The 22,725-nt window shown below is 62.1% G+C and carries 18 protein-coding genes; 5 read left to right on the top strand and 13 right to left on the bottom strand.

All coding sequences use genetic code 11. The features are described from left to right. Positions 1-60 precede the first annotated feature (60 nt). On the top strand, positions 61-930 hold the full coding sequence (locus UCMB321_RS08005) for a DUF6279 family lipoprotein (RefSeq protein ID WP_040065189.1): 870 nt from the start codon (positions 61-63) through the stop codon (positions 928-930). Between the two features lie 109 nt (positions 931-1,039). On the opposite strand, the gene UCMB321_RS08000 is transcribed toward UCMB321_RS08005, so the two are convergent. The 7 genes from UCMB321_RS08000 to UCMB321_RS07970 form a co-directional block, all read right to left on the bottom strand. After that, the gene (locus tag UCMB321_RS08000) at positions 1,040-2,386 is read right to left on the bottom strand and encodes a DEAD/DEAH box helicase (protein ID WP_040065183.1); all 1,347 of its coding nucleotides are present in this window, start codon (positions 2,384-2,386) and stop codon (positions 1,040-1,042) included. Between the two features lie 122 nt (positions 2,387-2,508). Then, positions 2,509-4,818 carry a xanthine dehydrogenase family protein molybdopterin-binding subunit gene (locus tag UCMB321_RS07995; protein ID WP_040065182.1) on the bottom strand — a complete coding sequence of 770 codons (2,310 nt, stop codon included), beginning with the start codon at positions 4,816-4,818 and terminating at the stop codon, positions 2,509-2,511. Continuing rightward, positions 4,802-5,284, bottom strand: a complete 483-nt coding sequence (locus UCMB321_RS07990) for a (2Fe-2S)-binding protein (RefSeq protein WP_040065180.1) — start codon at positions 5,282-5,284, stop codon at positions 4,802-4,804. Before UCMB321_RS07990 ends, UCMB321_RS07995 begins: the two co-directional genes overlap by 17 nt. 18 nt (positions 5,285-5,302) lie before the next feature. After that, positions 5,303-6,601, bottom strand: coding sequence for a c-type cytochrome (locus UCMB321_RS07985; protein ID WP_040065177.1), 1,299 nt, complete (start codon positions 6,599-6,601; stop codon positions 5,303-5,305). 178 nt (positions 6,602-6,779) lie between these two features. Continuing rightward, positions 6,780-7,649: a carboxylate/amino acid/amine transporter gene (locus UCMB321_RS07980; RefSeq protein WP_040065175.1), complete on the bottom strand. Its 870-nt coding sequence runs from the start codon at positions 7,647-7,649 to the stop codon at positions 6,780-6,782. 264 nt (positions 7,650-7,913) lie between these two features. Beyond that, a complete protein-coding gene (locus UCMB321_RS07975) occupies positions 7,914-8,513 on the bottom strand; it encodes an FMN-dependent NADH-azoreductase (RefSeq protein ID WP_040065173.1) in 600 nt (199 codons plus the stop codon). Between the two features lie 148 nt (positions 8,514-8,661). After that, on the bottom strand, positions 8,662-8,976 hold the full coding sequence (locus tag UCMB321_RS07970) for a hypothetical protein (protein ID WP_040065168.1): 315 nt from the start codon (positions 8,974-8,976) through the stop codon (positions 8,662-8,664). A 49-nt stretch (positions 8,977-9,025) separates the two neighbouring features. Between UCMB321_RS07970 and UCMB321_RS07965 the strand changes: the two genes are divergently transcribed. The 4 genes from UCMB321_RS07965 to UCMB321_RS07950 all read left to right on the top strand — a co-directional run bounded on the left by UCMB321_RS07965 (position 9,026) and on the right by UCMB321_RS07950 (position 13,255). Next, a complete protein-coding gene (locus tag UCMB321_RS07965; protein ID WP_040065166.1) occupies positions 9,026-9,949 on the top strand; it encodes a PA3225 family LysR-type transcriptional regulator in 924 nt (307 codons plus the stop codon). Positions 9,950-9,963: 14 nt separating this feature from the next. After that, entirely contained in the window at positions 9,964-10,767 is an 804-nt protein-coding gene (locus UCMB321_RS07960; RefSeq protein ID WP_040065164.1) for an alpha/beta fold hydrolase, read from the top strand. Positions 10,768-10,770: 3 nt separating this feature from the next. Further along, positions 10,771-11,337 carry a peptidylprolyl isomerase gene (locus UCMB321_RS07955; RefSeq protein WP_040065162.1) on the top strand — a complete coding sequence of 189 codons (567 nt, stop codon included), beginning with the start codon at positions 10,771-10,773 and terminating at the stop codon, positions 11,335-11,337. Positions 11,338-11,422: 85 nt separating this feature from the next. Next, positions 11,423-13,255, top strand: coding sequence for an ABC transporter ATP-binding protein (locus UCMB321_RS07950; protein WP_040065160.1), 1,833 nt, complete (start codon positions 11,423-11,425; stop codon positions 13,253-13,255). A 31-nt stretch (positions 13,256-13,286) separates the two neighbouring features. On the opposite strand, the gene UCMB321_RS07945 is transcribed toward UCMB321_RS07950, so the two are convergent. From UCMB321_RS07945 to hrpA, 6 genes are all read right to left on the bottom strand, one after another. Further along, positions 13,287-14,411: a GNAT family N-acetyltransferase gene (locus UCMB321_RS07945; RefSeq protein WP_040065157.1), complete on the bottom strand. Its 1,125-nt coding sequence runs from the start codon at positions 14,409-14,411 to the stop codon at positions 13,287-13,289. Positions 14,412-14,852: 441 nt separating this feature from the next. Continuing rightward, positions 14,853-16,235: an OprD family porin gene (locus UCMB321_RS07940; protein ID WP_040065154.1), complete on the bottom strand. Its 1,383-nt coding sequence runs from the start codon at positions 16,233-16,235 to the stop codon at positions 14,853-14,855. A 244-nt stretch (positions 16,236-16,479) separates the two neighbouring features. Further along, entirely contained in the window at positions 16,480-16,719 is a 240-nt protein-coding gene (locus tag UCMB321_RS07935) for an anti-sigma factor family protein (protein ID WP_040065151.1), read from the bottom strand. Continuing rightward, the gene (locus UCMB321_RS07930; protein ID WP_040065149.1) at positions 16,713-17,324 is read right to left on the bottom strand and encodes an RNA polymerase sigma factor; all 612 of its coding nucleotides are present in this window, start codon (positions 17,322-17,324) and stop codon (positions 16,713-16,715) included. The genes UCMB321_RS07935 and UCMB321_RS07930 overlap by 7 nt, the downstream gene beginning before the upstream one ends. A 69-nt stretch (positions 17,325-17,393) precedes the next feature. Beyond that, the gene (locus UCMB321_RS07925) at positions 17,394-18,515 is read right to left on the bottom strand and encodes a beta-ketoacyl-ACP synthase III (RefSeq protein WP_040065148.1); all 1,122 of its coding nucleotides are present in this window, start codon (positions 18,513-18,515) and stop codon (positions 17,394-17,396) included. 219 nt (positions 18,516-18,734) lie between these two features. Beyond that, complete coding sequence (gene hrpA, locus UCMB321_RS07920; protein ID WP_040065146.1) at positions 18,735-22,646, bottom strand: ATP-dependent RNA helicase HrpA; 3,912 nt, start codon at positions 22,644-22,646, stop codon at positions 18,735-18,737. Positions 22,647-22,725: the final 79 nt, after the last annotated feature.

Raw genomic sequence — 22,725 nt, 5'->3', positions numbered from 1 at the left:
CGGTTGAACCACTGGGCTCATCAGCGTTCCATGGAGAAATGCCCTCAACAGGATTCGCCCATGTCGTACCGGCTGGCACCCCTCTTCTCGTTGCTGCTCCTGGGCCTGGCACTCGGCTCCTGCTCCCGGGTGAGCCTGGCCTATCGCAACCTCGATGTGATCATCCCCTGGACCCTCGGCGATTACGTGGACATGAACCGCGAACAGAAAGACTGGTTCCGCGAACGCCTCAAGGAGCACCTGCACTGGCATTGCAGCACGCAGTTGCCGGACTATCTGGACTGGCTCGATCGTGTGCAACGGATGGTCGAAACCCGTCAGGTCACGGATGCCGCCGTGCAGGCCCGCACCGCCGAGGCCCGGCAGGCCATCGCGCAGGTGGCGCGGGCGGTGACACCCTCGGCGGTCGAACTGCTCCGGGGCCTGAGCGATCAACAGGCGGCCGAGATGAACCTGGCCTTTGCCGAGGACCAGCGTAAACATCGGGCGCAATACGTGGCACAGCCCCTGGAGGAACAGGTCCGCGAGCGTGCCGAGCGCATGAGCAAACGCCTCAAGGGCTGGCTCGGGCCGCTGACCCTGAGCCAGCAACGACGCGTCACCGCCTGGTCCGCCAGCCTGGGTGAACAGAACCGTCTATGGGTGGCCAACCGGACGAACTGGCAGATGCAATTGAGTGCGGCGGTCGAACAGCGCCAACGCGCGGATTTCCCGCAACGGATCGAACAATTGCTGCAACATCAGGACAGCCTGTGGACGAGCGAGTACCGTCAGGCCCATGAGCGCGCGGAGCAGGCCGCCCGCAGCCTGCTGGTGGACCTGATGGCCGGGAGCAGCGCCGACCAGCAGGCACGACTGCTGAAGAAGATCGACGACATGCGCCGGGACTTCTCCGAGCTCAAGTGCCTGAAAACGGTTCAGGCCGATTGAGGCACACAAGGAACGCGGTGCCCCCATAAAACGCCCATGCCCCGACAAGTCGGGGCATGGGTATGAGAGCAGCCGCTTCACTGCGTTTTCACGCAGCCTGAATAGCGGGTTACTCGGCAGCCGGCGCTTCCGGCTTGCGCCGCTTGAGCGGGGCCATGCCGTCCTTGCTGACCAGCGACGGCGCATCGGTCTTCGGTCGGTTGGCGCTCTTGCGCTTGGTCGGCGTCTTGGCGGCCGACTTCTTCTTGTCGCCCTTGGCGTCGGTTTTTTTCTTCTTCACGCCCACCGCCTTGCCCGAAGCCTTGACCTTCTTCGGACCGCCGTAGGTACCTTTGACTTCCTTGATCGTGCGGCGCTCGAACTTCTGCTTGAGGTAGCGCTCGATGCTCGACATCAGGTTCCAGTCGCCGTGGCAGATCAGCGAGATCGCCAGGCCGTCGTTACCGGCACGCCCGGTGCGGCCGATACGGTGCACGTATTCGTCGCCGCTGCGGGGCATGTCGAAGTTGATCACCAGGTCCAGGCCTTCCACGTCCAGGCCGCGGGCGGCGACGTCGGTGGCCACGAGGACCTTCACCCCACCCTGCTTCAGGCGGTCGATGGCCAGCTTGCGGTCCTTCTGGTCCTTCTCGCCGTGCAGCACGAAGGCCTTGTATTCCTGGGCCACCAGGCGGCCGTAGATACGATCGGCCATGGCCCGGGTGTTGGTGAACACAATGGCCTTCTGATAGGTCTCGTTGGCCAGCAACCAATTGACGATCTGCTCTTTATGCTGGTTGTGGTCGGCAGTGATGATCTGCTGGCGCGTGGTGTCGTTCAGCTGGCTGACCGCATTGAGCTGCAAGTGCTCGGGGTTGTTCAGGACCTTGGCGATCATCTCGCGCAGGCCGGAACCGCCGGTGGTGGCGGAGAACAGCATGGTCTGCTGGCGATTCGGGCATTCGTCCACCAGACGCTGCACGTCTTCGGCAAAGCCCATGTCGAGCATGCGGTCGGCTTCGTCGAGCACCAGCACTTCGACTTCCTTCAGGTCCAGGTTACCGGCGTTCAGTTGCTCGATCATCCGCCCCGGGGTGCCGATCAGGATATCCGGCACCTTGCGCAGCATGGCGGCCTGGACCTTGAAGTCTTCACCGCCGGTGATCAGGCCGGACTTGATGAAGGTGAACTGGGAGAAGCGTTCGACTTCCTTGAGGGTCTGCTGGGCCAGTTCGCGGGTCGGCAGCAGGATCAGGGTCTTGATGCTCACGCGGACCTTGGCCGGGCCGATCAGGCGATTGAGAATCGGCAGGACGAACGCGGCAGTCTTGCCGCTGCCGGTCTGTGCCGTCACCCGCAGGTCGCGCCCCTGCAACGCCAGCGGAATAGCCGCGGCCTGCACCGGCGTTGGCTCGACAAATTTAAGCTCGGCCACGGCTTTGAGCAGGCGTTCGTGCAGGGCGAATTCGGAAAACACGGGTGCTACCTCGAAGAAATACAAAATATCAGCGGCATAGGGTAACGGTTTCGAGCGCCGAGGCCGAGTTTCTTTGTATAAATCAGCAGAAAGCCCGGTGAGATCACCGGGCTTTATTGACATCAGCGCTTGCCGATTGCCGCTTTCACATCATCCGGTGTCATCGGTAATTTGCGTAAACGCACACCCACCGCATTGAAAATGGCATTGGCAATGGCCGGAGCCACCGGTGTTACAGCGGGTTCTCCCAGGCCAGACGGCGCCGCATTGCTGGGGATAAACTCGATTTTGACTTGCGGCGGTGTCTGGAGCAGACGCAACGGCGTATAGGTATCAAAGTTGGAGTCCTTGAACTGACCGTTCAGCAACTCGGTGCCTTCATACAACGCCATCGACAGCCCCCACAATGCAGCCCCCTGGCACTGGGCTTCGGCACCGTCGGGATCGACGATGATACCGGCATCCACCACCATGTAGAGCTTCTGTACATCAACCAGGCCAGTGGCCTTGTCGACACGCACCTGCACAGCGCAGGCGACCCAGGTGGGCATATCCCTTTCCTGGCCAAAGGTCGAGGCGATACCCAACCCCGTGCCTTCCGGCTGCTGAGTCCCCCAGCCAATCATGGTGGCGGCCTTTTTCAGCACAGCGGCCTGCCGGGAGGCCCCGCCCATGGCGATCGGACCACTGCCGGCGTTACGGCCTTCGGCAGTCAACAGTGCCAGGCGAAAGGCCAACGGATCCTTGCCGACATGGTGTGCCGCCTCATCCATGAAGCTTTCCACGGCCCAGCCGGTCCAGCCGGCGCTGACCGAACGCAGCCAGCCGGGACGGAACGACGCGTTGGCCAGGTCGTTGGATACCGCGCGGACCTTCTGGGCGCCCACGCTGTACCAGTGATCGGCACCGGCAATGGCGAAGGGGTCGAACGGCTGACCATTGATACCTTTGGGCATGAATACCGGAACCATCACTTCGGTCGGCCAGCCGGCAGTCGCATGGTGTTCCATGGCGATGACAGCCTTGTCGGCATCGAACGCCATCTTCAACTGCTGCACCGACGCGGAACGCGGGCTGTCGAACTGCATATCCTGCGCACGGGCCATGACCATTTTCACCGGCTTGCCACCCAGTGCCTTGGACGCCAGCGCCGCGGGTACCGTGTAGTCACCGTTAAGACGACGACCGAAACCGCCCCCCAGCATATAGCCGCGGATCGTCAGCTCTTCCTCCTTCACGCCCAGCGCGGTGGCCAGCAGCGGTGCGGTCAGTGACTGCCATTGACAACCGGAATGGATCTCCCAGATGCCATCATCGTTGCGAAAAACCAAGGCGTTCAGCGGTTCCATCTGCGCATGCAGTACGGTTTGGGTGAGATATTCCTGCTCGAGGGTCGACGCGGCCTTGCCAAAGACCGGTGCGGTGTTGGTGTCACCGGTATCCAGAATCGCGCCTTTGGCGGCATCCTTCAGCAGCGCTCGACCGTGATTGATGACATCCGCTTCAGACACCTTGGCAGCCGCGCCGGCCTCCCATTTGACCTTGACCAGCCCGGCCGCTTTATGGGCCGCATAGTAGCTGTCAGCCAGTACCATCACCCAGCCAGGCACCGTGCCGCTTGGGTCATCCAGCACCAGCGTCTGGCGATAACCTTTCACCGCCTTGGCGGCCCCATCATCCAGTTGGGTCACTTTGGCACCGTAACGGGTGGGCGGCAGCAGCGGGCTGGCGTAGACCATGCCGTCCACTTTGGCGTCGATGCCGAAGATCGTGTGCCCCGTGGTCTTGTTGGCAATATCCAGCGACGTGACCGGTTTACCCACCAGTTTCAGGTCATTATTGGCTTTGAGTGGCAGCGCTTTCAGTTCTGCTTCGCTGAACTGCCGGGTCAGTCCCATGGCGACCAGTTCGCCATAGGAAACTTTCCGCGTTCCGCAAATCACCATGCCTTCCAGGGCCATACACGCATTGGGCGAAACGCCCCATTTTTTCGCGGCGGCTTCAATCAATGCCGTGCGCCCGGCAGCACCGGCCTGACGGTAAACCGGCCAGCTCTGGGACACCGACCAGCTGCCACCGGTCACCATCAGGCCCCATTTCCTGGCGCTGTCCACATGGACGATTTCCACACTGTCCCATGGCACTTCCAACTCGTCCGCAAGAATACGGGCGATGGAGGTCCCCACATGCTGACCCATTTCGGAACGGATGATGTTGACCTTGACCTTGCCGGCACCATCGATGGAGTACCACAGTGAAGGTTCGTAGAGGGCGCCCTCATTCGACAGTGCCGTGCCATCGGCCGTCGCAGGGTCCATGGCCGCCAACACGGCGCGGGGGAAACCAAAACTGACACCCACCGCGGTCATGACCACCAGAAAGCCACGGCGGGTCATGCCTGTTGGCTCACGCGAGCTAGACGGCCGGCTCATTTTTGACCTCCTGCTTCATGGCTGCCGCCGCTTCATGAATCGCCGCGCGGATACGCACGTAAGTCATGCAGCGGCAGACGTTGCCACTCATTACCGCATCGATATCGGCATCGGATGGATCGGGAAAATCGCTCAGCAGCGCCGCAGCCTGCATGATCTGGCCGGACTGACAGTAACCGCACTGCGGTACCTGATGTGTCTGCCAGGCAACCTGAAGCGGATGATCGCCTTGCTCGGACAAACCTTCGATGGTGGTAATGGCGGCCCCTTCCACGGCGGACACCGGCGTAATACAGGAACGGGTGGCGCGGCCACCCACGTGCACGGTACAGGCACCACAGGCACCGATACCGCAACCGAACTTGGTGCCCGTCAGGTTCAGTTCATCGCGAATAACCCACAGCAGAGGCGTATCACTGTCCACGTCAGCGACGACTGGCCTGCTGTTCAAAATAAATCTAGCCATGCTCACTTCTCCCGTGAATCACTGCTCGAACCGGGGCTGACGACGGATCTCACCCACCTTTTGCAGCAGGTTGGGCCAGGGTTGTTCACCTGCCGTTTGCCGCAGGTAGGTGGCAATGGCCGTGATGTCGTCGTCACTGAGCGCATCGCGGAACTGGGGCATGACCACACCGCTGATCCCTTGATCACTTCTAAAGCCATCAAGTATCACGTTGATCAGGTTGCTCGGGTCTTCCAGATGGGTGGCGCTGCCCAGCGCCAGCAGCGGACGCCCCTTGACCTGCTGGCTGCTGCTGTAGTGGCAGGCAGAACAGGTGCTGGTATACAGCCGGGCACCGTTATCAATCCGCAGATCCTTGATCTTGTGCTGCTCGTCGACGGCGGCCTGGAGTTTGGGAGCGGCCGCTGGATCATCGCTGTTGCTGCCCGCCAACTCGCCAAAATAAACGCTCAGCGCCTTGAGATCGGCGTCAGGCAAAGCGGCCAGACCATGATGCACCACCGGTGCCATCGGGCCCGCGGCGGCGCCGTGGTACGGTGAGTTACCGGTACGCAGGTATTCATAAAAATCCTGCGCTCGCCAATGCAGCGGCGAGGTGCTGCTGCGGGTCAGCGACGGCGCAATCCAGCCGTCAATCAGTGCGCCTTCGTACATCTGGCTGTATTTTTCGCCGCCCAGTGCGTTACGCGGCGTATGGCAGGCGCCGCAGTGGGCGATGCCCTGTGCCAGGTAAGCCCCGCGGTTCCATTCGTCAGACTTGTCGCTGTGCTTTTCAAATGGGGTGGTATTGGCAAACAACAGTTTCCAGCCGGCCTGCAGAAAGCGGAGGTTGAGCGGGAACGCAATTCCGTTTTCTTTCTTCTGCTGATTGACCGCGGGCACGGATGACATGAGATAGGCGTAGATCGCCTTGATATCGTCATCCGTCATTTTATTGAAGTGCTCGAACGGGAACGCCGGCAGCAGATGATGGCCATCGCGGCTGACGCCGGTACGCATGGCGCGGATAAACGCCTCTTCCGACCAGCGACCGATACCGGTATCAGGATCCGGGGTGATATTGCTGGAGTAGATGACCCCGAACGGGGTGTTCATCTGATAGTTACCGCCATACTCCAGACCACCCGGGGGGGTGTGGCAGGTACTGCAGTAACCGGCAGCGGCCATGATTTTGCCGCGCGCAATGTCTGCCTGAGAGAATGGAGGCTTGGCCCCGGGCGCGAGGGGGGCAATTTCTGGATGCCAAGCGTAAACGCCGAACAATACAACGCCTGCAGCCGCCACACCAAAAACGCTATAGATGATGCGCTTGTGCATATCCCATTGCCTCACAAAATTGTGTGTGCATTAAGGAGAGGCTGAACTACTCATCGATTGTTGATGGCCACCTTGCCTGAGTCTAAAGAACTCCTTCCAGCCTTTTGACTCACTGAACGCTAGCCCAGGATCGTCGTTGCGTACAGCGCCGGCCGGGCCTATTCGGCCTTCTGGATATCTAAGCGCGCACCGCCTTGAGCGGACGCGCGCCCAAGCGACTGATCCACACCGCCGCAAGAATCACCGAGCCACCGAAGAACAACCGCCCCAGCGGCTCATGCTGGTTCCAGATCAGCAGGTTGATCAGTAATCCCACCGGCACATGCAGGTTGTTCATCACCGCCAGCGTGCCGCCATTGACCAGGCACGCGCCCTTGTTCCACCAGTACAGACCCAACGCCGTGCTCACCAGCCCGAGGAACAGCAGCACGCCCCATTGCAATGGGGCCTCGGGCAGGTAGTTGGCCTTGCCGAACAACAGGAACGCCGGCAACGCCACCGCCAACGCGCCCAGGTAGAAATAGCCGAAACGCCGGTAATGCGGCAGGTCGCTGGGGTGACGCGCCACCAGGTGCTTGTAGAGCACTTGCCCGGCGGCATAGGTGAAGTTGGCCAGTTGCAGCAGCAGGAAGCCCATGAGGAAATCCGGATTGATCCGGTCGTAGCGGATCACCGCCGCACCGGCCACCGCCACCAATGCCGCCAACAAGGCCCAGGGATTGAAGCGCCGGTTCAGGGCATCTTCGATCAGAGTCACGTGCAGGGGCGTGAGGATGGTGAACAACAGCACTTCCGGCACCGTCAGTACCCGGAAGCTCAGGTACAGGCACACGTAGGTGACGCCGAACTGCAAGGCACCGATCAGCAGCATGCCGCGCATGAATGCCGGCTCCACCTGGCGCCAGCGGGTCAATGGAATGAACACCAGGCCGGCCAGCAAGACCCGCACCAGCACGGCGAAGTAACTGTCGACATGACCGGCCAGGTACTCACCGATCAGGCTGAAGGAAAACGCCTGGAGCAGCGTGACGAAAAGTAGATAACCCATGAATGCCTCACCCGCGTCCTATTCGGCCTGAACAATTGTGCTGCCGTTAAATGAATGGGCGCGACCTTAGCGGCTTTGCGCCGTACAAGGAATCCAGGGACAAAAAAAACCCGATCGGGCCAGGCGGCCGGATCGGGTTGCATGCACTCAGGGAGCAACCAGTGCAAAGGGAGGTTCGATGCGCGAACAACTTGAAGGGACTGCTTGAACAGCTATATCGCTGGCGACACTAAAACAACCGGCGATTAGCTGAACATTAAGTCCTCAAGCCACCTGTGCCAGCCGGGCCTTGGCCTGGTTCAGGCCTTTTTCCTGGAAGTCACCACCCATGTTCAGGCCTTCGGCGTGAATGAAGGTGACGTCGTGGATACCGATGAATGCCAGCACCTGGCGCAGGTAGGGTTCCTGATGATCGTTGGTGCCACCGGCATACAACCCGCCACGGGCGGTCAGGACATAGGCTCGCTTGCCGACCAGCAGCCCCTGCGGACCGGTGTCGGTGTACTTGAAGGTCAGGCCGGCACGCAGCACATGGTCGAGCCAGGCCTTGAGGGTGCTCGGGATCGCAAAGTTGTACATCGGCGCGGCCAGCACCAGCACGTCCGCCGCCAGCAACTCGTCGGTCAACTGGTTGGAGCGTTCCAGCGAGGCCTTCTCGATATCCGTGCGCTGCTCGGCGGGCTTCATCCAGCCGCCCAGCAGGTGGCTGTCCAGGTGAGGGACCGGATCGGTCGCCAGGTCACGGACGGTGATCGGGTCGGCCGGGTGGGCGGCTTGCCATTGACCGATGAACTGCTGGGTCAACTGGCGGGAAACCGAGTCTTGCTGACGGGCGCTGCTTTCGATGATGAGTACGCGGGACATGGGATGTAGGCTCCATCGCTAGGGGCTGTAAGTCGATGGAGTGGAGATTAAACAGCGATTAACCGATAAAAAAGCCGAAAAAATGACTACAACCTATCTATAAATTTGTTGATAGGCGGAGCATGCTTGGCAGAATGCCCCGCCGGTTTCATTTCGGTACGCAGGTCAGGTCCAGGCGCAGCGTGATGATGCTGCGGGTGAATTTGGCGGTGGCGTTCCTGCTCTGTCCGGCCGGCACCTCGATCTTGCGGGTCCGCGGGGACTCGGGCCCATTACGGAAGACCACCGTGCAGCGGGCATCGGTCTTGCCGTGGTTGTTCACCAGGATGGAGCCGATATCCGCGTCGGTATCGAAGGCCTTGTAGTCGATGCCCAGACCGTTGAGGTGTTTTTCGACTTCGATGGGATAAGCCCATGCCGTCAAGGGCAACAGGGCCAGCAACACACAACCGATTTTTCTCATTCGACAGCCTCCAGTAAGGGCTGCCAGCTTAGGACAAGAGGAACCCAACTTGAAAGCGCCCCGCGTGACCCTTGATCAATGGCGAACACTGCAGGCGGTGGTCGATCACGGTGGCTTCGCCCAGGCCGCCGAAGCCCTGCACCGTTCGCAGTCGTCCGTCAGCTATACCGTGGCCCGCATGCAGGATCAGCTCGGCGTGCCGCTGCTGCGCATCGACGGGCGCAAGGCAGTGCTCACCGAAGCTGGCGGCGTGCTGCTGCGCCGCTCCCGGCAACTGGTGAAACAGGCCAGCCAGCTGGAAGACCTGGCCCACCATATGGAACAGGGCTGGGAAGCCGAGGTACGTCTGGTGGTGGATGCCGCCTACCCCAATGCCCGCCTGGTCCGTGCGCTGACCGCGTTCATGCCGCAAAGCCGCGGCTGCCGCGTGCGCCTGCGCGAGGAAGTGCTGTCCGGCGTGGAAGAAGTCCTGCTCGAAGGGGTCGCGGACCTGGCCATCAGCGGTTTCAATATCCCCGGTTACCTGGGCACCGAGATGAGCGCGGTGGAATTCGTCGCCGTCGCCCATCCGGAACACGCCCTGCACCGCCTGCAACGCACGCTGACCTTCCAGGACCTGGAAAGCCAGCTGCAGGTGGTGATCCGTGACTCCGGTCGCCAGCAACCGCGCGATGTCGGCTGGCTCGGCGCCGAGCAGCGCTGGACCGTCGGCAGCCTGGCCACCGCCGCCACCTTCATCGGCAACGGCCTGGGCTTCGCCTGGCTGCCCCGGCACATGATCGAACGGGAAATCCGGGAGGGTCTGCTCAAGGTGCTACCGTTGGATCAGGGCGGCAGCCGCCACCCGACGTTCTATCTGTACTCGAACAAGGACAAACCCCTGGGACCGGCCACGCAGATTCTGGTCGAACTGCTGCGCACCTTCGACACCGCGCCGCTGGATGCCCCGTTCGCCGCCCCCCAGCAAGCCTGACAGGACGTTGACCGATGGCCTATTTCGAACACGAAGGTTGTACGCTGCACTATGAGGAGTACGGCCACGGCGCGCCCGTGCTGCTGGTACACGGCCTGGGCTCGAGCACCCTGGACTGGGAAATGCAGGTGCCGGCACTGGCCGCGCACTACCGGGTTATCCTCATGGACATGCGCGGCCACGGTCGCTCCGACAAACCACGGCAGCGCTACAGCATCGCCGGGTACAGCGCCGATGTGCTCGCCCTGATCGAACACCTGAAGCTGGACCGCGTGCACCTGGTGGGCATCTCCATGGGCGGGATGATCGGCTTCCAGCTGGCGGTGGACCAACCCCAGACACTCAGCAGCCTGTGCGTGGTCAACAGCATGCCCGAGGTCAAGGTGCGCAAGCCTGGCGACTACCTGCAATGGGCCTCGCGCTGGATCCTCGGTCGGCTGCTGGGCCTGCGCAACATCGGCAGGATCCTCGGCCGGGTGTTGTTTCCCAAGCCCGGACAGGCCGACTTGCGGCGCAAGATAACCGAGCGCTGGGCAACCAACGACAAACGTGCTTATCTCGCCAGCTTCGACGCCATCGTCGGCTGGGGTGTCCAGGAACGACTTGCCCGGATCACCTGTCCAACCCTGATCGTCAGCGCCGACCACGACTACACGCCGGTCGCGATGAAGGAAAGCTATGTCAAACTGATCCCCGATGCGCGCCTGGTGGTGATTGCCGATTCCCGTCACGCCACGCCGCTGGATCAACCCCAGGTCTTCAACCAAACCCTGCTCGAGTTTCTAAACGCAGTCGAAACCACCCCCCAGGATCACTGAACCATGCTGAAAAAAATCGCCCTGTTCACCGGCTCCGTACTGTTCGCCGCCAACCTGATGGCCGCCACCGATGCCGCCAAGGCGCCCCACGTAGAACTGGTGACCACCAACGGCACCATTGAAATCGAGCTGGACCCGGTCCACGCACCGATCAGTACCAAGAACTTCCTCGCCTATGTCGACAAGGGCTTCTACAACAACACGATTTTCCACCGGGTGATCCCGGGCTTCATGGTCCAGGGCGGTGGCTTCACCGCGCAGATGGTGCAGAAGCCGACCGAGGCGCCGATCAGGAACGAAGCCAGCAACGGCCTGCACAACGTGCGCGGCAGCTTGTCGATGGCGCGCACCTCGGATCCGAACTCGGCCACCAGCCAGTTCTTCATCAACGTGAAGGACAATGACTTCCTCGACCCGGGCCGCGATGCCGGTTATGCGGTCTTCGCCAAGGTGGTCAAGGGCATGGAAGTGGTCGATATCATCGTCAACTCGCCCACCACCACCAAGCAAGGCATGTCCGACGTGCCGGCAGATCCGGTGTATATCAAGTCGGCCAAGCGCATCGACTAATGGCAGGCGCAAGCTTCAGGCCGGGCGCCCGGGGCTTGCGCCGCCTTACCTTCAAGGAGAGCCCGGCTGACGGGCGTCAGAACCCATGCTCTATCGTCGTTTTGAACAACTGATCGACATTTTTCGCGACGCTCCCACCGCCGCTCCGCCGAACAAGGTCCTGCCGTTCTACCTGTATTACCTGCGTCAGGTCTGGCCCAGTTTCGTCGCCCTGCTGATCGTCGGGCTGGTCGCGGCGCTGATCGAGGTGGCGCTGTTCAGCTACCTGAGCCGCATCATCGACCTGGCCCAGGGTACGCCCGGTAGCGACTTCTTCCAGCTCCATGGCCGCGAACTGCTGTGGATGACCATCGTGGCACTGCTGCTGCGACCGATCTTCTTCGGCCTGCACGACCTGCTGGTGCACCAGACCATCAGCCCGGGCATGACCAGCCTGATCCGCTGGCAGAACCACAGCTACGTGCTCAAGCAGAGCCTCAATTTCTTCCAGAACGACTTCGCCGGGCGCATCGCCCAGCGCATCATGCAGACCGGCAACTCGCTGCGCGACTCCGCGGTACAGGCCGTGGACGCCCTCTGGCATGTTCTGATCTATACCCTCGGCTCCCTGGTGCTGTTCGCCGAGGCCGACTGGCGCCTGATGATCCCGCTGCTGGGTTGGGTCGCCTGCTACATCGCCGCCCTGTACTACTTCGTCCCACGGGTGAAGGCCCGCGCCGTGGTGTCCTCCGACGCCCGCTCCAAGCTGATGGGGCGGATCGTCGACGGCTACACCAATATCACCACCCTGAAACTCTTCGCCCACACCCGCTTCGAGCAGCAGTACGCCCGCGAGGCCCTGGTGGAGCAGACCGAGAAAACCCAGCTGGCATCACGGGTGGTGACCAGCATGGACGTGACCATCACCAGCCTGAACGGCCTGCTGATCGTCACCACCACCGGCCTTGCCCTGTGGCTGTGGACCCAGTCGCTGATCTCGGTCGGCGCGATCGCCCTGGCCACCGGCCTGGTGATCCGCATCGTCAACATGTCCGGCTGGATCATGTGGGTGGTCAACGGCATCTTCGAAAATATCGGCATGGTCCAGGATGGCCTGCAAACCATCGCCCAACCGGTCAGCGTCACCGACCGCGAACAGGCGCCACATCTGGCCGTCAGCCAGGGTGAAGTGCGTTTCGAGCATGTGGAGTTTCACTACGGCAAACGCAGCGGGGTCATCGGCGATCTCGACCTGGTCATCGCTCCCGGAGAGAAGATCGGCCTGATCGGTCCTTCGGGTGCCGGCAAGTCGACCCTGGTCAACCTGCTGCTGCGACTCTATGACCTGCAGGGCGGGCGTATCCTGGTGGATGGCCAGAACATTGCCGAAGTCGCCCAGGAAAGCCTGCGCGAACGCATCGGCATGATTACCCAGGACACTTCGCTGCTGCACCGCTCGATCCGCGAAAACCTGCTGTACGGCAAGCCCGACGCCAGCGATGAAGAACTCTGGGAAGCGGTGCGCAAGGCACGGGCCGACGAATTCATCCCACTGCTCTCGGACGCCCAGGGCCGCACCGGCTTCGACGCCCACGTCGGCGAGCGCGGCGTGAAACTGTCCGGCGGCCAGCGCCAGCGCATCGCCATTGCCCGGGTGCTGCTCAAGGATGCGCCGATCCTGATCATGGACGAAGCCACCTCGGCCCTGGACTCGGAAGTGGAGGCGGCGATCCAGGAGAGCCTGGAAACCCTGATGGAAGGCAAGACGGTGATCGCCATTGCCCACCGCCTGTCCACCATTGCCCGCATGGACCGCCTGGTGGTGCTGGAAAACGGCCGGATCGCCGAAACCGGCAGCCATGCCGAACTGCTGGCCCATGGCGGCCTGTATGCGCGCCTGTGGCGACACCAGACCGGAGGGTTTGTCGGGATCGATTGAAGACCGCGCCTGGAGGAGCACGGTCGACCGCTCAGGCCTGCCGGTAGGGCAACGCCGCCCTCGCCTCTTCGGCATAGGCCAGGATCCCCGGCCGCTCCTGCGCGAGGAAATCCTTCACCGCCGCCCGCAGTCCCGGATGCCGCAGGTAGTGCCAGGAATGGGTGATCACCGGTTCGAAGCCGCGAATCAGCTTGTGCTCGCCCTGGGCCCCCGCATCGAAGCGTTGCAGGCCCTGGGCGATGGCGTAGTCCATGCCCTGGTAGAAGCAGGTTTCGAAATGCAGCCGGTCGAACTCCGCCAGGCAGCCCCAGTAACGACCGTAGAAACTGTCGCCGCCGATCAGGCTGAAGGCCATGGCCACAGGTCGTCCGCCCTGCCTGGCCAGGCACACCCGGATCGACTCGGGCATGCGCTCGGCCAGCAGGCTGAAGAACGCCCGGGTCAGGTAGGGCGCCTGGCGTCGCACCGCATAGGTATTGGCATAGCAGGCGTAGACGAAGTCCCACTGTGCCTCGCTCAACTCACGGCCTTCGAGCCATTGGAAATCGAAACCCTGCCCGGCGACCTGCTCGCGCTCCTTGCGCATCTGCTTGCGCTTGCGCGAACTCAAGGCATCGAGGAAGTCCTGGAAATCCCGGTAGCCGCGGTTCTGCCAATGAAACTGGCAACCGTAACGCTGCAACCAGCCGGGCTGTTCGCCCAAGGCGGTGTCGGCCAGGGCATCGGTGAAGTTGACATGGGCGCTGGAGAGTTCCTCGATCTCCAGATAGCCGGGCAAGGCGGCCAGCAGTTCGAAACCGTCCTCGGCCCTGGCCGCCAGCAGCCGCGCGCCGCCGACCGGACTGAACGGCACGGCGCTCAGCAGCTTGGGATAGTAGGCAATCCCCGCTCGCTTACAGGCATCGGCCCAGCCGTGGTCGAACACATACTCGCCATAGGAGTGCCATTTGCGATAACTCGGCAAGGCCGCCACCAGCCGACCGTTCTCCACGTGCAGCAAATGCTCCGGCCGCCAGCCCGACTGCGGACCGAGGCTGCCGCTGTCCTCCAGGGCGCCCAGGAACGCGTGGCTGAGAAATGGCTGGCCGTCGGGCACCAGCGCATCCCATTGCTCGGCAGCGACGTCAGAGAGGCTTTGCAGGCGTTGTAACGGCATCGATATCCCCAGGCAGGTGCAACACGCAGAGGGAGTATCGCGCAAGTGTGGCAGGAAGGGCGACAGCTGGAATGGAAAACCGATAAGGCCTGAAGGTCCGTCAGCAATGGAATATTAAAAACTATTTCATTGGACTTGAAAGTCGCCCGGGAACACCATTCCAGACAGCTTCCAGGACAGCGGCCGGGCTGTCCGACCGGGGCTTTGCACTATGCCAGTCAGTCAAGGCCGAGCAGGGAGCTGGCTTGTCGGGACGCCGCACCGCAGCGATGGCGATGCAAGACTCGCCGCCGCTATCGCTGGCAAGCCAGCTCCTACAGGTCAGGTGTCGTTTTCAAGGTCGCGGCTTCTTTTGCTGACAGCCATTGGGTGTGTCCAAACGCCGGACAAAAAAACGCCCCGCGCGACAATCTGTCGAGCAGGGCGTAAAAAGAGCGGAGCTTACAACAGTGGAATCGAGTAGCTGACGATCAGACGGTTTTCGTCCTGGTCGCGAGTGGCGACGTTGGTGCGCCACATGGCGTTTTTCCAGGCAAAGCCCAGGTTTTTGAAGGTGCCTTCAGGAATCACGTAGGACAGGCTGATATCGCGTTCCCACTCGCTCTTGTCGCCAGTGGTGGACTTGATGCCATCGCCGTGCACGTAGATCACGCCAGCGGTCAGGCCAGGTACGCCGACCTTGGCGAAGTCATAGGCGTAGCGAGCTTGCCAGGTTTTCTCCCCGGCACGGGCGAACTTCTGGATCTGCATGTCGGTGATGGTGCTGTTCGACGAGCCGTCACCCTGGTTCAGCCAAGGGAAGTCGCTGTCGCCTTTGGTGTACTGATAACCAGCGCCGAAGGTGTGACCTTCGACCGAGTACAGGGCCAGGTAGCTGTACAGGTCGTTGTCGACTTTGCCCTTGGTGAGCGATGCTGGGGTATCCGGATAGAAACCGTTGGTGAAGTAGGCAGAATTGCTGCCATTGGCACCGTCATCACGGCTGCGGTAGTAACGCAGGTCGCTTTTCAGCACGCCAGGACCGATGGCCCAGTTGTGTACCAGACCCAGGAAGTTCTGCGAGTAGAAGTCCTTCAGCTTGCCGTAGTAGTACGAAGCGACCAGATCCTTGGTGATCTTGTAGTCGGCACCGGCGTACTGGAACTTGTTGCTGAACCGGCCAGTGGTGTCCGCGGAGAAGTTGGAGCTGCCGTTGGCGCCGGCGATCGACAGGTTGTCGTCGTTGCTCGAGTTACGGCCCTTGGCTTCGTCGACTTGGCCGAGAGTCAGGGTCAGGTCCTTGATCTCGTTCGACTTCAGCTCGCCACCGGTGAAGGTTTGTGGCAGCAGGCGACCGTCGTTGTACTTGATCACCGGGTTGTTCGGCAGCAGGGTACCGACTTTCAGTTCGGTCTGCGAAACGCGAACTTTACCGGTCAGGCCCAGGCTACCGAAGTCATTGACGGACTTGGCGTTTTTACCGCCAGTGGCTTCGGCTGGGAACATCGTCGTGCCAGAGGTGGATGGGGTCGCGCCGTTGGAACCACGACCGGTATCCAGGCGGATGCCTTCCAGAGCGATAACATCCAGACCGAAACCTACGGTGCCTTGGGTGTAACCGGAGTTGAAGCGCAGATCGAAGCCTTGGCCCCATTCCGAGTTCAGGCTCTGACCGGTTTTACCATTGGCCCCACTACGGTTATCAGTATTGATATAGAAGTTACGCAGACCCAGGGTCGACGTCGCACCTTCGATAAAACCTTTCGCGTCAGCTTGCCCTTCGGCATACGCCTGCTGGGATAAAACCCCCACGGCCACTGCCAGGGCCAAGGTGCACTTGTTCATGTTTCGCTCCTCTGGATTCAAATTTTTTCGGGTCTTTTCGTGGCGTCCGATGCCATCACGCGGGTGCGCAGCCATTGCCGGGGCCTGACCTGCTTTGTTGGGAGGGAATCTTGGCGTGGGGTTATGTCAGCGCAGTTGCTGAAGTATTAAGCTTTTGTGACAGAGGAACTTTTTGCAACAAATACAACTTGGCGCAAAGCCCTGGTCTAAAGGGCTTCGGCAGAAAAGTAGTGGCTTTTTGAAACTACGGCTTTCCGGCATCCCGGCGCTCTGCGGCCAGTTGTGCGGACAAGGCCTCGAGGTTTTCGACCGGCGGTTCGGGTATCTGCTTGAGCGTGGCCTGCATCAAGCGCATCTGCCGGATGAAACGCCGGCAGTTGGGGCAGAACATCAGGTGATGGCGCACCATCAGGCGCTCACGAAAGCTCAACTGGCCATCGAGATAATCGCTGGAACGCGCCACTTGTTCCTTGCAGGTCAGCATTCGCCGGTCTCCTCAAAATGCTCCACGGTTGCGAAGACTTTCAATCGTGCCCGGTGCAACAGCACCCTGACATTGGAGAGCGAGATCCCCAGAAGATTACAGATCTCCTCCAGCTCCAACCCCTGGCGTTCACGCAACAACAAGACACTGCTCTGCAACTCGGACAAGCTCAACAGGGTATGTTCCAGGCATTGGCGCAACTCATCCTCGCTGAGCAGGGCCTCGGGGGTGTCCTCATGCCAGGCGTGCGGGGCCAGGGCCCAGTGGCCGTCAGCGGCAAACCGTTCGTCGCCGATGGTGCCATGGGGCGACGGAAGGTCATCCAGCAGCACCTCGCGACGATTCTGCTTGTAGCGGTTCTTCGCCGCATTGGCGGTGATGGTCAGCAACCAGGTCTTGAGACTGGAGCGCCCCTGGAAGCCCGCCAGGTTGCGAACCACCGCCAGCCAGGCATCCTGCACCGCTTCATCGGCCTGCCGGCTGCCGACAATGGCATAGGCCACTGCCCGCATGGCGCTCTGATAGGTACTGACCAACTCCTTGTAGGCCTTTTGCTCGCCCGCCAGCAAGCGTTCAAGCAATTGAGTATCGTCGGGCGCCGCCATTCACAACCTCGGGTTCAAGATCCACGTCCATCCAATGCAGCCACCAGTCCGAGGTATACCCCGGCGCACTCAACGCTTGCGCAGGATCACGCTACCGATCGAGTAACCGGCACCGAACGAACTGAGGACCGCCAGCGAGCCGGAAGCCAGGTCGTCCTGGTTCTTGTGGAACGCAATCACCGAACCGGCCGAACTGGTGTTGGCGTAGGTATCGAGAATCACCGGTGCTTCTTCTTCGGTGGCCTCGCGACCCAGCAGTTTCTTGACGATCAGGTGGTTCATGCTGAGGTTGGCCTGGTGCAGCCAGAAGCGCTTCACATCGCCGATATTCAGCTTGTTCTCCTGCAGGTGCGCGGCAATGAGTTCCGCCACCATCGGGCAGACGTCACGGAACACCTTGCGACCTTCCTGGACAAACAGTTTGTCCGCGGCATCGACGCCCTCTTCCGCCGCGCGGTTGAGGAAGCCGAAGTTGTTGCGGATATTGTTGGAGAACTTGGTCAACAGCTTGGTGCCGACGATGTCGAACTGATAGGGCGAGGTCGCCAGGTCGGCCCGCTCCAGGATCACCGCCGTCGCGGCATCGCCGAAAATGAAATGGCTGTCACGGTCGCGGAAGTTCAGGTGACCGGTGCAGATTTCCGGGTTGACCATCAGGATCGCCCGGGCCTGGCCCAGTTGAATGCTGTTGCTGGCAGCCTGGATGCCGAAGGTCGCCGAGGAGCAGGCGACGTTCATGTCGAAGCCGAAGCCCTGGATGCCGAGGGCTTCCTGGACTTCGATGGCCACTGCCGGGTAGGCCCGTTGCAGGTTCGAGCAGGCGACGATCACCCCGTCGATGTCGGCGGCGGTCTTGCCCGCGCGCTGCAAGGCCTGTTCGGCGGCACCGATGGCCATCTGGCAAAGGATCGACCACTCGTCGTTGGAGCGCTCGGGCAGGCGCGGCTTCATGCGCTGCGGATCGAGGATGCCCTCCTTGTTCATCACGAAACGGCTCTTGATACCGGAGGCCTTCTCGATGAACGCGGCGCTGGACTCGGTCAGGGCCTGAACCTCGCCGCGCTCGATGGCGGCGGCGTTTTCGAGGTTGAACTGTTGCACATAGGTGTTGAAAGACTGCACCAGCTCATCGTTGGAAATGCTGTTGGCCGGGGTGTACAGGCCGGTGCCGCTGATGACGACGTTATGCACGCTCGTTCCTCTATTCTGTTCAGGCAGAAAGCACTGGTACATTCGTACCAACACATAAAAGGGCCAATCCCGTCAAAACGGGAAAGGGCCTGGAGTCGTTTTCTTCCGACCGGGTCGGGCAGTCAGCGCTCGAACCCTGAAATCGGCATTTATAGTCGTCAAGTGTGCCATAAACATCGGGATTTGGCCCTAGGGCCGAAATCAATGACCTGCTGCGCATCAGGCTTCGACCTGGCTCCATTGCTTGCCCAGGCGCTTGTCCGAAATCGGCGCCTTGGTCCCCAACTGCTGGGCAAACAGCGACACCCGGTATTCCTCCAGCCACCAGCGGTAAAGCTCCAGTTGCGGGTCGCGCTTGCCTTCCTGGGCATGCTTGGCGGCGCGCGCCTGGTACTGGGCCCAAAGCCCTGACAGTTCGGTGCTCCAGACCCGATCCTTCTGCACCTGGGCCGGCAGTTTCTCCAGGCGCAGCTCAATGGCCTTGAGATATCGCGGCAACTCCTTGAGCCAGGCCCCCGGCGTCTCTCGAACGAAACCGGGATAGACCAACTGGCTCAGTTGCTGCTTGATGTCATTGAGTGCCACTGCCTGGGCCAGGTCGATCTTGCCTTTGAAGCGTTTTTGCAGACCGTGCCAGAGCTTGAGAATCTCCAGGCTCAGGCGGGCCAGGCGCTCGGCATGCTCGGTCCAGGCGCCGCGCTTGCGTTCGGCCAGGGACGCCAGCCCCACGCCATCACGCGGCAGGCTGTCCTCCCCCTCCAGCACGCAGCTGTCGAGGCTCGCCAACAGGATGTCTTCGACCAGCGCCTCGACCCGTCCCAGTTCACGGTACAGCAAGCCCAGCTCGGTCAGGCCCGGCAACTTGCCACGCAGGAACTTCGCCGACTCGGCCAACTGCTGCATCAACAGGCGCTGCAAGGCCCGGCGATGCTGGAACTCGGCTTCGGCCGGAGTGGAGAAGCGCCCCTCCTTGACCGTACCGCCCTCCTCCACCAGCGCCGGGTACACCGTCATCGACAGCCCGGCGATCTTCTGCTGGGTGCTCTGGGCCACCGCGGCAAACTCCCTGGCCTGCACCGGTTGCTGGCTTTTCGCGGTCTGCGGCACGGCCAGGGCCGCCTGGCTGGCTTGGGCAAACCGCGCCGTCAGCTCGGCCAGGTCACGCCCCTCGCCGAGGAACTTGCCCTGGGCGTCGACGATTTCCAGGTTCATCCGCAGATGGCTCTCCACCTGCTGCGCCGACTCGGCCCAGGCTTCGTCGCTGACCCGCGCGCCGGTCATGCGCAGCAGCTCGCGGCCCAGGGCCTGGGGCAGCGAGCCCTCGGCAAAGTCGATCCGTTGCAGCGCCGCCTTGACGAAGTCCGGCACCGGCACGAAGTTCTTGCGCAAGGCCTTGGGCAGGTTGCGCACCAGGGCGATGCACTTGGCTTCGATCACCCCCGGCACCAGCCACTCCAGACGCTCGCCGGGCAGGGCCGGCAACAGCGGTGCCGGCACCCGCAGGGTCACACCATCGCGCGGATGGTTGGGCTCGAAGTGATAGCTCAGCGCCAGGGCCAGGTCACCCAGGTGCAAGGTGTCCGGATAGTGCGCGGCGGTGACCTCACTGGCTTCGCGGGCGAGCACGTCCTCTTCGCGCATGATCAACAGTTGCGGGTCTTTCTGGCTGTTGACCCGATACCAGCTGTCGAAGGTCGCAGTCTGATGAATCTCCGCCGGCAGGCGCGCGTCGTAGAAGGCGAACAGGGTTTCTTCATCGGCCAGGATGTCGCGACGTCGGGCCTTGGCCTCCAGCTCGTCGAGTTGTTCGAGCAGTTGCTGGTTGGCACTCAGGCACTTGGCTTTCGATTGAATCTCGCCGCGCACCAGCGCCTCGCGGATAAACAGCTCGCGTGAGGCCACCGGGTCGACGGGACCGAAGTGCACCGGACGCCGACCGACCACGATCAGGCCGAACAGGGTGATCTGCTCGAAGGCCACGACCTGGCCGCGCTTCTTCTCCCAATGGGGCTCGAAGTGGTTCTTCTTGATCAGGTGCCCGGCCAGGGGTTCGATCCAGTCCGGCTCGATCTTGGCGACCATGCGCGCGTAGAGCTTGGTGGTTTCCACCAGCTCGGCGGTCATCAGCCATTGCGGACGCTTGCGGCCCAGCCCCGAGGACGGGTGAACCCAGAAACGCCGCTGGCGGGCGCCCAGGTAGTCGCCGTCTTCGGTCTTCTGGCCGATCTGGCTCAGCAGCCCGGACAACACCGCCTTGTGCAGCTTGGGATAGTCCGCCGGCTCCTTGTTGACGCTCAACTGCAGGTCGCGGCAGATCAAGCCCAACTGGCGATGGGAGTCGCGCCACTCGCGCATGCGCAGGTAATTGAGGAAGTTCTTCCGGCACCAGTTGCGCAACGCACTGGCGCCCAGGGCCTGGCGCTGCTCCTCGAAACCACGCCAGACATTGATCAACCCGGCGAAATCCGAGTCCACGTCCTTCCACTGTGCGTGGGCCTGGTCGGCGGCCTGCTGGCGCTCGGGCGGACGCTCCCGCGGGTCCTGCACCGACATGGCGCTGGCGACGATCAGCACTTCCTGCAGGCTGCCGAGCTTGGCCGCCTCCAGCAACATGCGGCCCATGCGCGGGTCCACCGGCAGGCGCGCCAGTTGTCGGCCCAGTTGAGTCAGCTGGTTCTCGCGGGTGACCGCCGACAGCTCCTGCAGCAGGTTGAAACCGTCGCTGATGGCCTTGCCGTCCGGCGGTTCGATAAACGGAAACGCGGTGATTTCGCCGAGACGCAGGTGCAGCATCTGCAGGATCACCGCCGCGAGGTTGGTACGCAGGATCTCCGGGTCGGTGAATTCCGGACGTCCGTTGAAGTCGTCCTCGCTGTACAGGCGTACGCAGATACCCGGCTCGACCCGCCCGCAACGGCCCTTGCGCTGGTTGGCGCTGGCCTGGGAAACCGCTTCGATCGGCAGGCGCTGGACCTTGGCGCGGTAGCTGTAGCGGCTGATGCGCGCCGTACCGCTGTCGATCACGTAGCGGATACCCGGCACGGTCAGCGAGGTTTCCGCGACGTTGGTCGCCAGCACCACGCGACGCCCCGGATGGGACTGGAAAATCCGCTGCTGCTCGGCCGGCGACAGCCGTGCATATAAAGGAAGGATCTCGGTGTGCTTGAGCTGGGCCTTGCGCAGCATGTCCGCGGCGTCGCGAATCTCCCGCTCGCCGGGCAGGAACACCAGCACATCCCCGGGGCTCTTGCGTTCGCTGCGTTCGAAGGCGGCAATCTCGTCAAGGGTGGCGAGAATCGCCTGGTCCACGCTCAGGTCATCCTCGACGCTGTTGCCCTCTTCATCCTGCTCCGAAGTCAGCGGGCGATACCAGGTGTCCACCGGGAAGGTGCGCCCGGACACTTCGACAATCGGTGCATCGTCGAAGTGCCTGGAAAAACGCTCCAGGTCGATGGTGGCCGAGGTGATGATGACCTTCAGGTCCGGACGCCGGGGCAGCAGGGTTTTCAGGTAGCCCAGCAGGAAATCGATGTTCAGGCTGCGCTCGTGGGCTTCGTCGACGATGATCGTGTCGTAGCGTTCCAGGTAGCGGTCATTCTGGGTTTCCGCCAGCAGGATACCGTCGGTCATCAGCTTGATCAGGGTGTTGGCGTCGCTCTGGTCTTCGAAGCGCACCTGATAGCCGACCAGCGCGCCGAGGGGCGTGGCCAACTCGTCGGCGACCCGGCTCGCCACACTGCGCGCCGCGATCCGGCGCGGTTGGGTGTGGCCGATCAGGCCATGCCGGCCACGACCGATTTCCAGGCAGATCTTCGGCAACTGGGTGGTCTTGCCCGAGCCGGTTTCGCCGGCAATGATCAGCACCTGGTGCTTGAGCAGGGCGTCCTTGATCTCGTCGCGCTTGGCGGCGATGGGCAGACTGTCGTCATAACGAATCAGCGGCACGCTGTTGCCCCGGGCCGTGACCTGGGCACAGGACGCCTCCATCCGCTCGACCCACTGGGCCAACTTGCTTTCGTCGGGCTTCTTGCGCAACTCGAGCAACTGCCGCCGCAACCGATGGCGGTCGGTGATCATGGCCTGGTCGAGGTTTTTCAGCAGTTGGTCGATAGCGGGCGATTCGTCAGTCATCAGGTACGCAAAGGTCGTCTATTTTAGGCAGGCGCGGATTGTCGCAGATTTGCACCGAAAAATGATGCCAACTGCATGC

It is taken from the genome of Pseudomonas batumici (genome assembly GCF_000820515.1).
In the GTDB taxonomy this organism is placed as follows: Bacteria; Pseudomonadota; Gammaproteobacteria; order Pseudomonadales; family Pseudomonadaceae; genus Aquipseudomonas; species Aquipseudomonas batumici.
Note: the sequence above shows the minus strand (reverse complement) of the source record. Positions and strands in the feature narration are given on the sequence as shown.

Coding starts and splice junctions, on each gene's coding strand:
- hrpA (WP_040065146.1), bottom strand. CDS start 22,646: ATGACTGACGAATCGCCCGCTATCGACCAACTGCTGAAAAACCTCGAC.
- UCMB321_RS07980 (WP_040065175.1), bottom strand. CDS start 7,649: ATGGGTTATCTACTTTTCGTCACGCTGCTCCAGGCGTTTTCCTTCAGC.
- UCMB321_RS07985 (WP_040065177.1), bottom strand. CDS start 6,601: ATGCACAAGCGCATCATCTATAGCGTTTTTGGTGTGGCGGCTGCAGGC.
- UCMB321_RS07970 (WP_040065168.1), bottom strand. CDS start 8,976: ATGAGAAAAATCGGTTGTGTGTTGCTGGCCCTGTTGCCCTTGACGGCA.
- UCMB321_RS07940 (WP_040065154.1), bottom strand. CDS start 16,235: ATGAACAAGTGCACCTTGGCCCTGGCAGTGGCCGTGGGGGTTTTATCC.
- UCMB321_RS07990 (WP_040065180.1), bottom strand. CDS start 5,284: ATGGCTAGATTTATTTTGAACAGCAGGCCAGTCGTCGCTGACGTGGAC.
- UCMB321_RS07995 (WP_040065182.1), bottom strand. CDS start 4,818: ATGAGCCGGCCGTCTAGCTCGCGTGAGCCAACAGGCATGACCCGCCGT.
- UCMB321_RS07935 (WP_040065151.1), bottom strand. CDS start 16,719: ATGCTGACCTGCAAGGAACAAGTGGCGCGTTCCAGCGATTATCTCGAT.
- UCMB321_RS07955 (WP_040065162.1), top strand. CDS start 10,771: ATGCTGAAAAAAATCGCCCTGTTCACCGGCTCCGTACTGTTCGCCGCC.
- UCMB321_RS07960 (WP_040065164.1), top strand. CDS start 9,964: ATGGCCTATTTCGAACACGAAGGTTGTACGCTGCACTATGAGGAGTAC.
- UCMB321_RS07975 (WP_040065173.1), bottom strand. CDS start 8,513: ATGTCCCGCGTACTCATCATCGAAAGCAGCGCCCGTCAGCAAGACTCG.
- UCMB321_RS07950 (WP_040065160.1), top strand. CDS start 11,423: ATGCTCTATCGTCGTTTTGAACAACTGATCGACATTTTTCGCGACGCT.
- UCMB321_RS07945 (WP_040065157.1), bottom strand. CDS start 14,411: ATGCCGTTACAACGCCTGCAAAGCCTCTCTGACGTCGCTGCCGAGCAA.
- UCMB321_RS08005 (WP_040065189.1), top strand. CDS start 61: ATGTCGTACCGGCTGGCACCCCTCTTCTCGTTGCTGCTCCTGGGCCTG.
- UCMB321_RS07930 (WP_040065149.1), bottom strand. CDS start 17,324: ATGGCGGCGCCCGACGATACTCAATTGCTTGAACGCTTGCTGGCGGGC.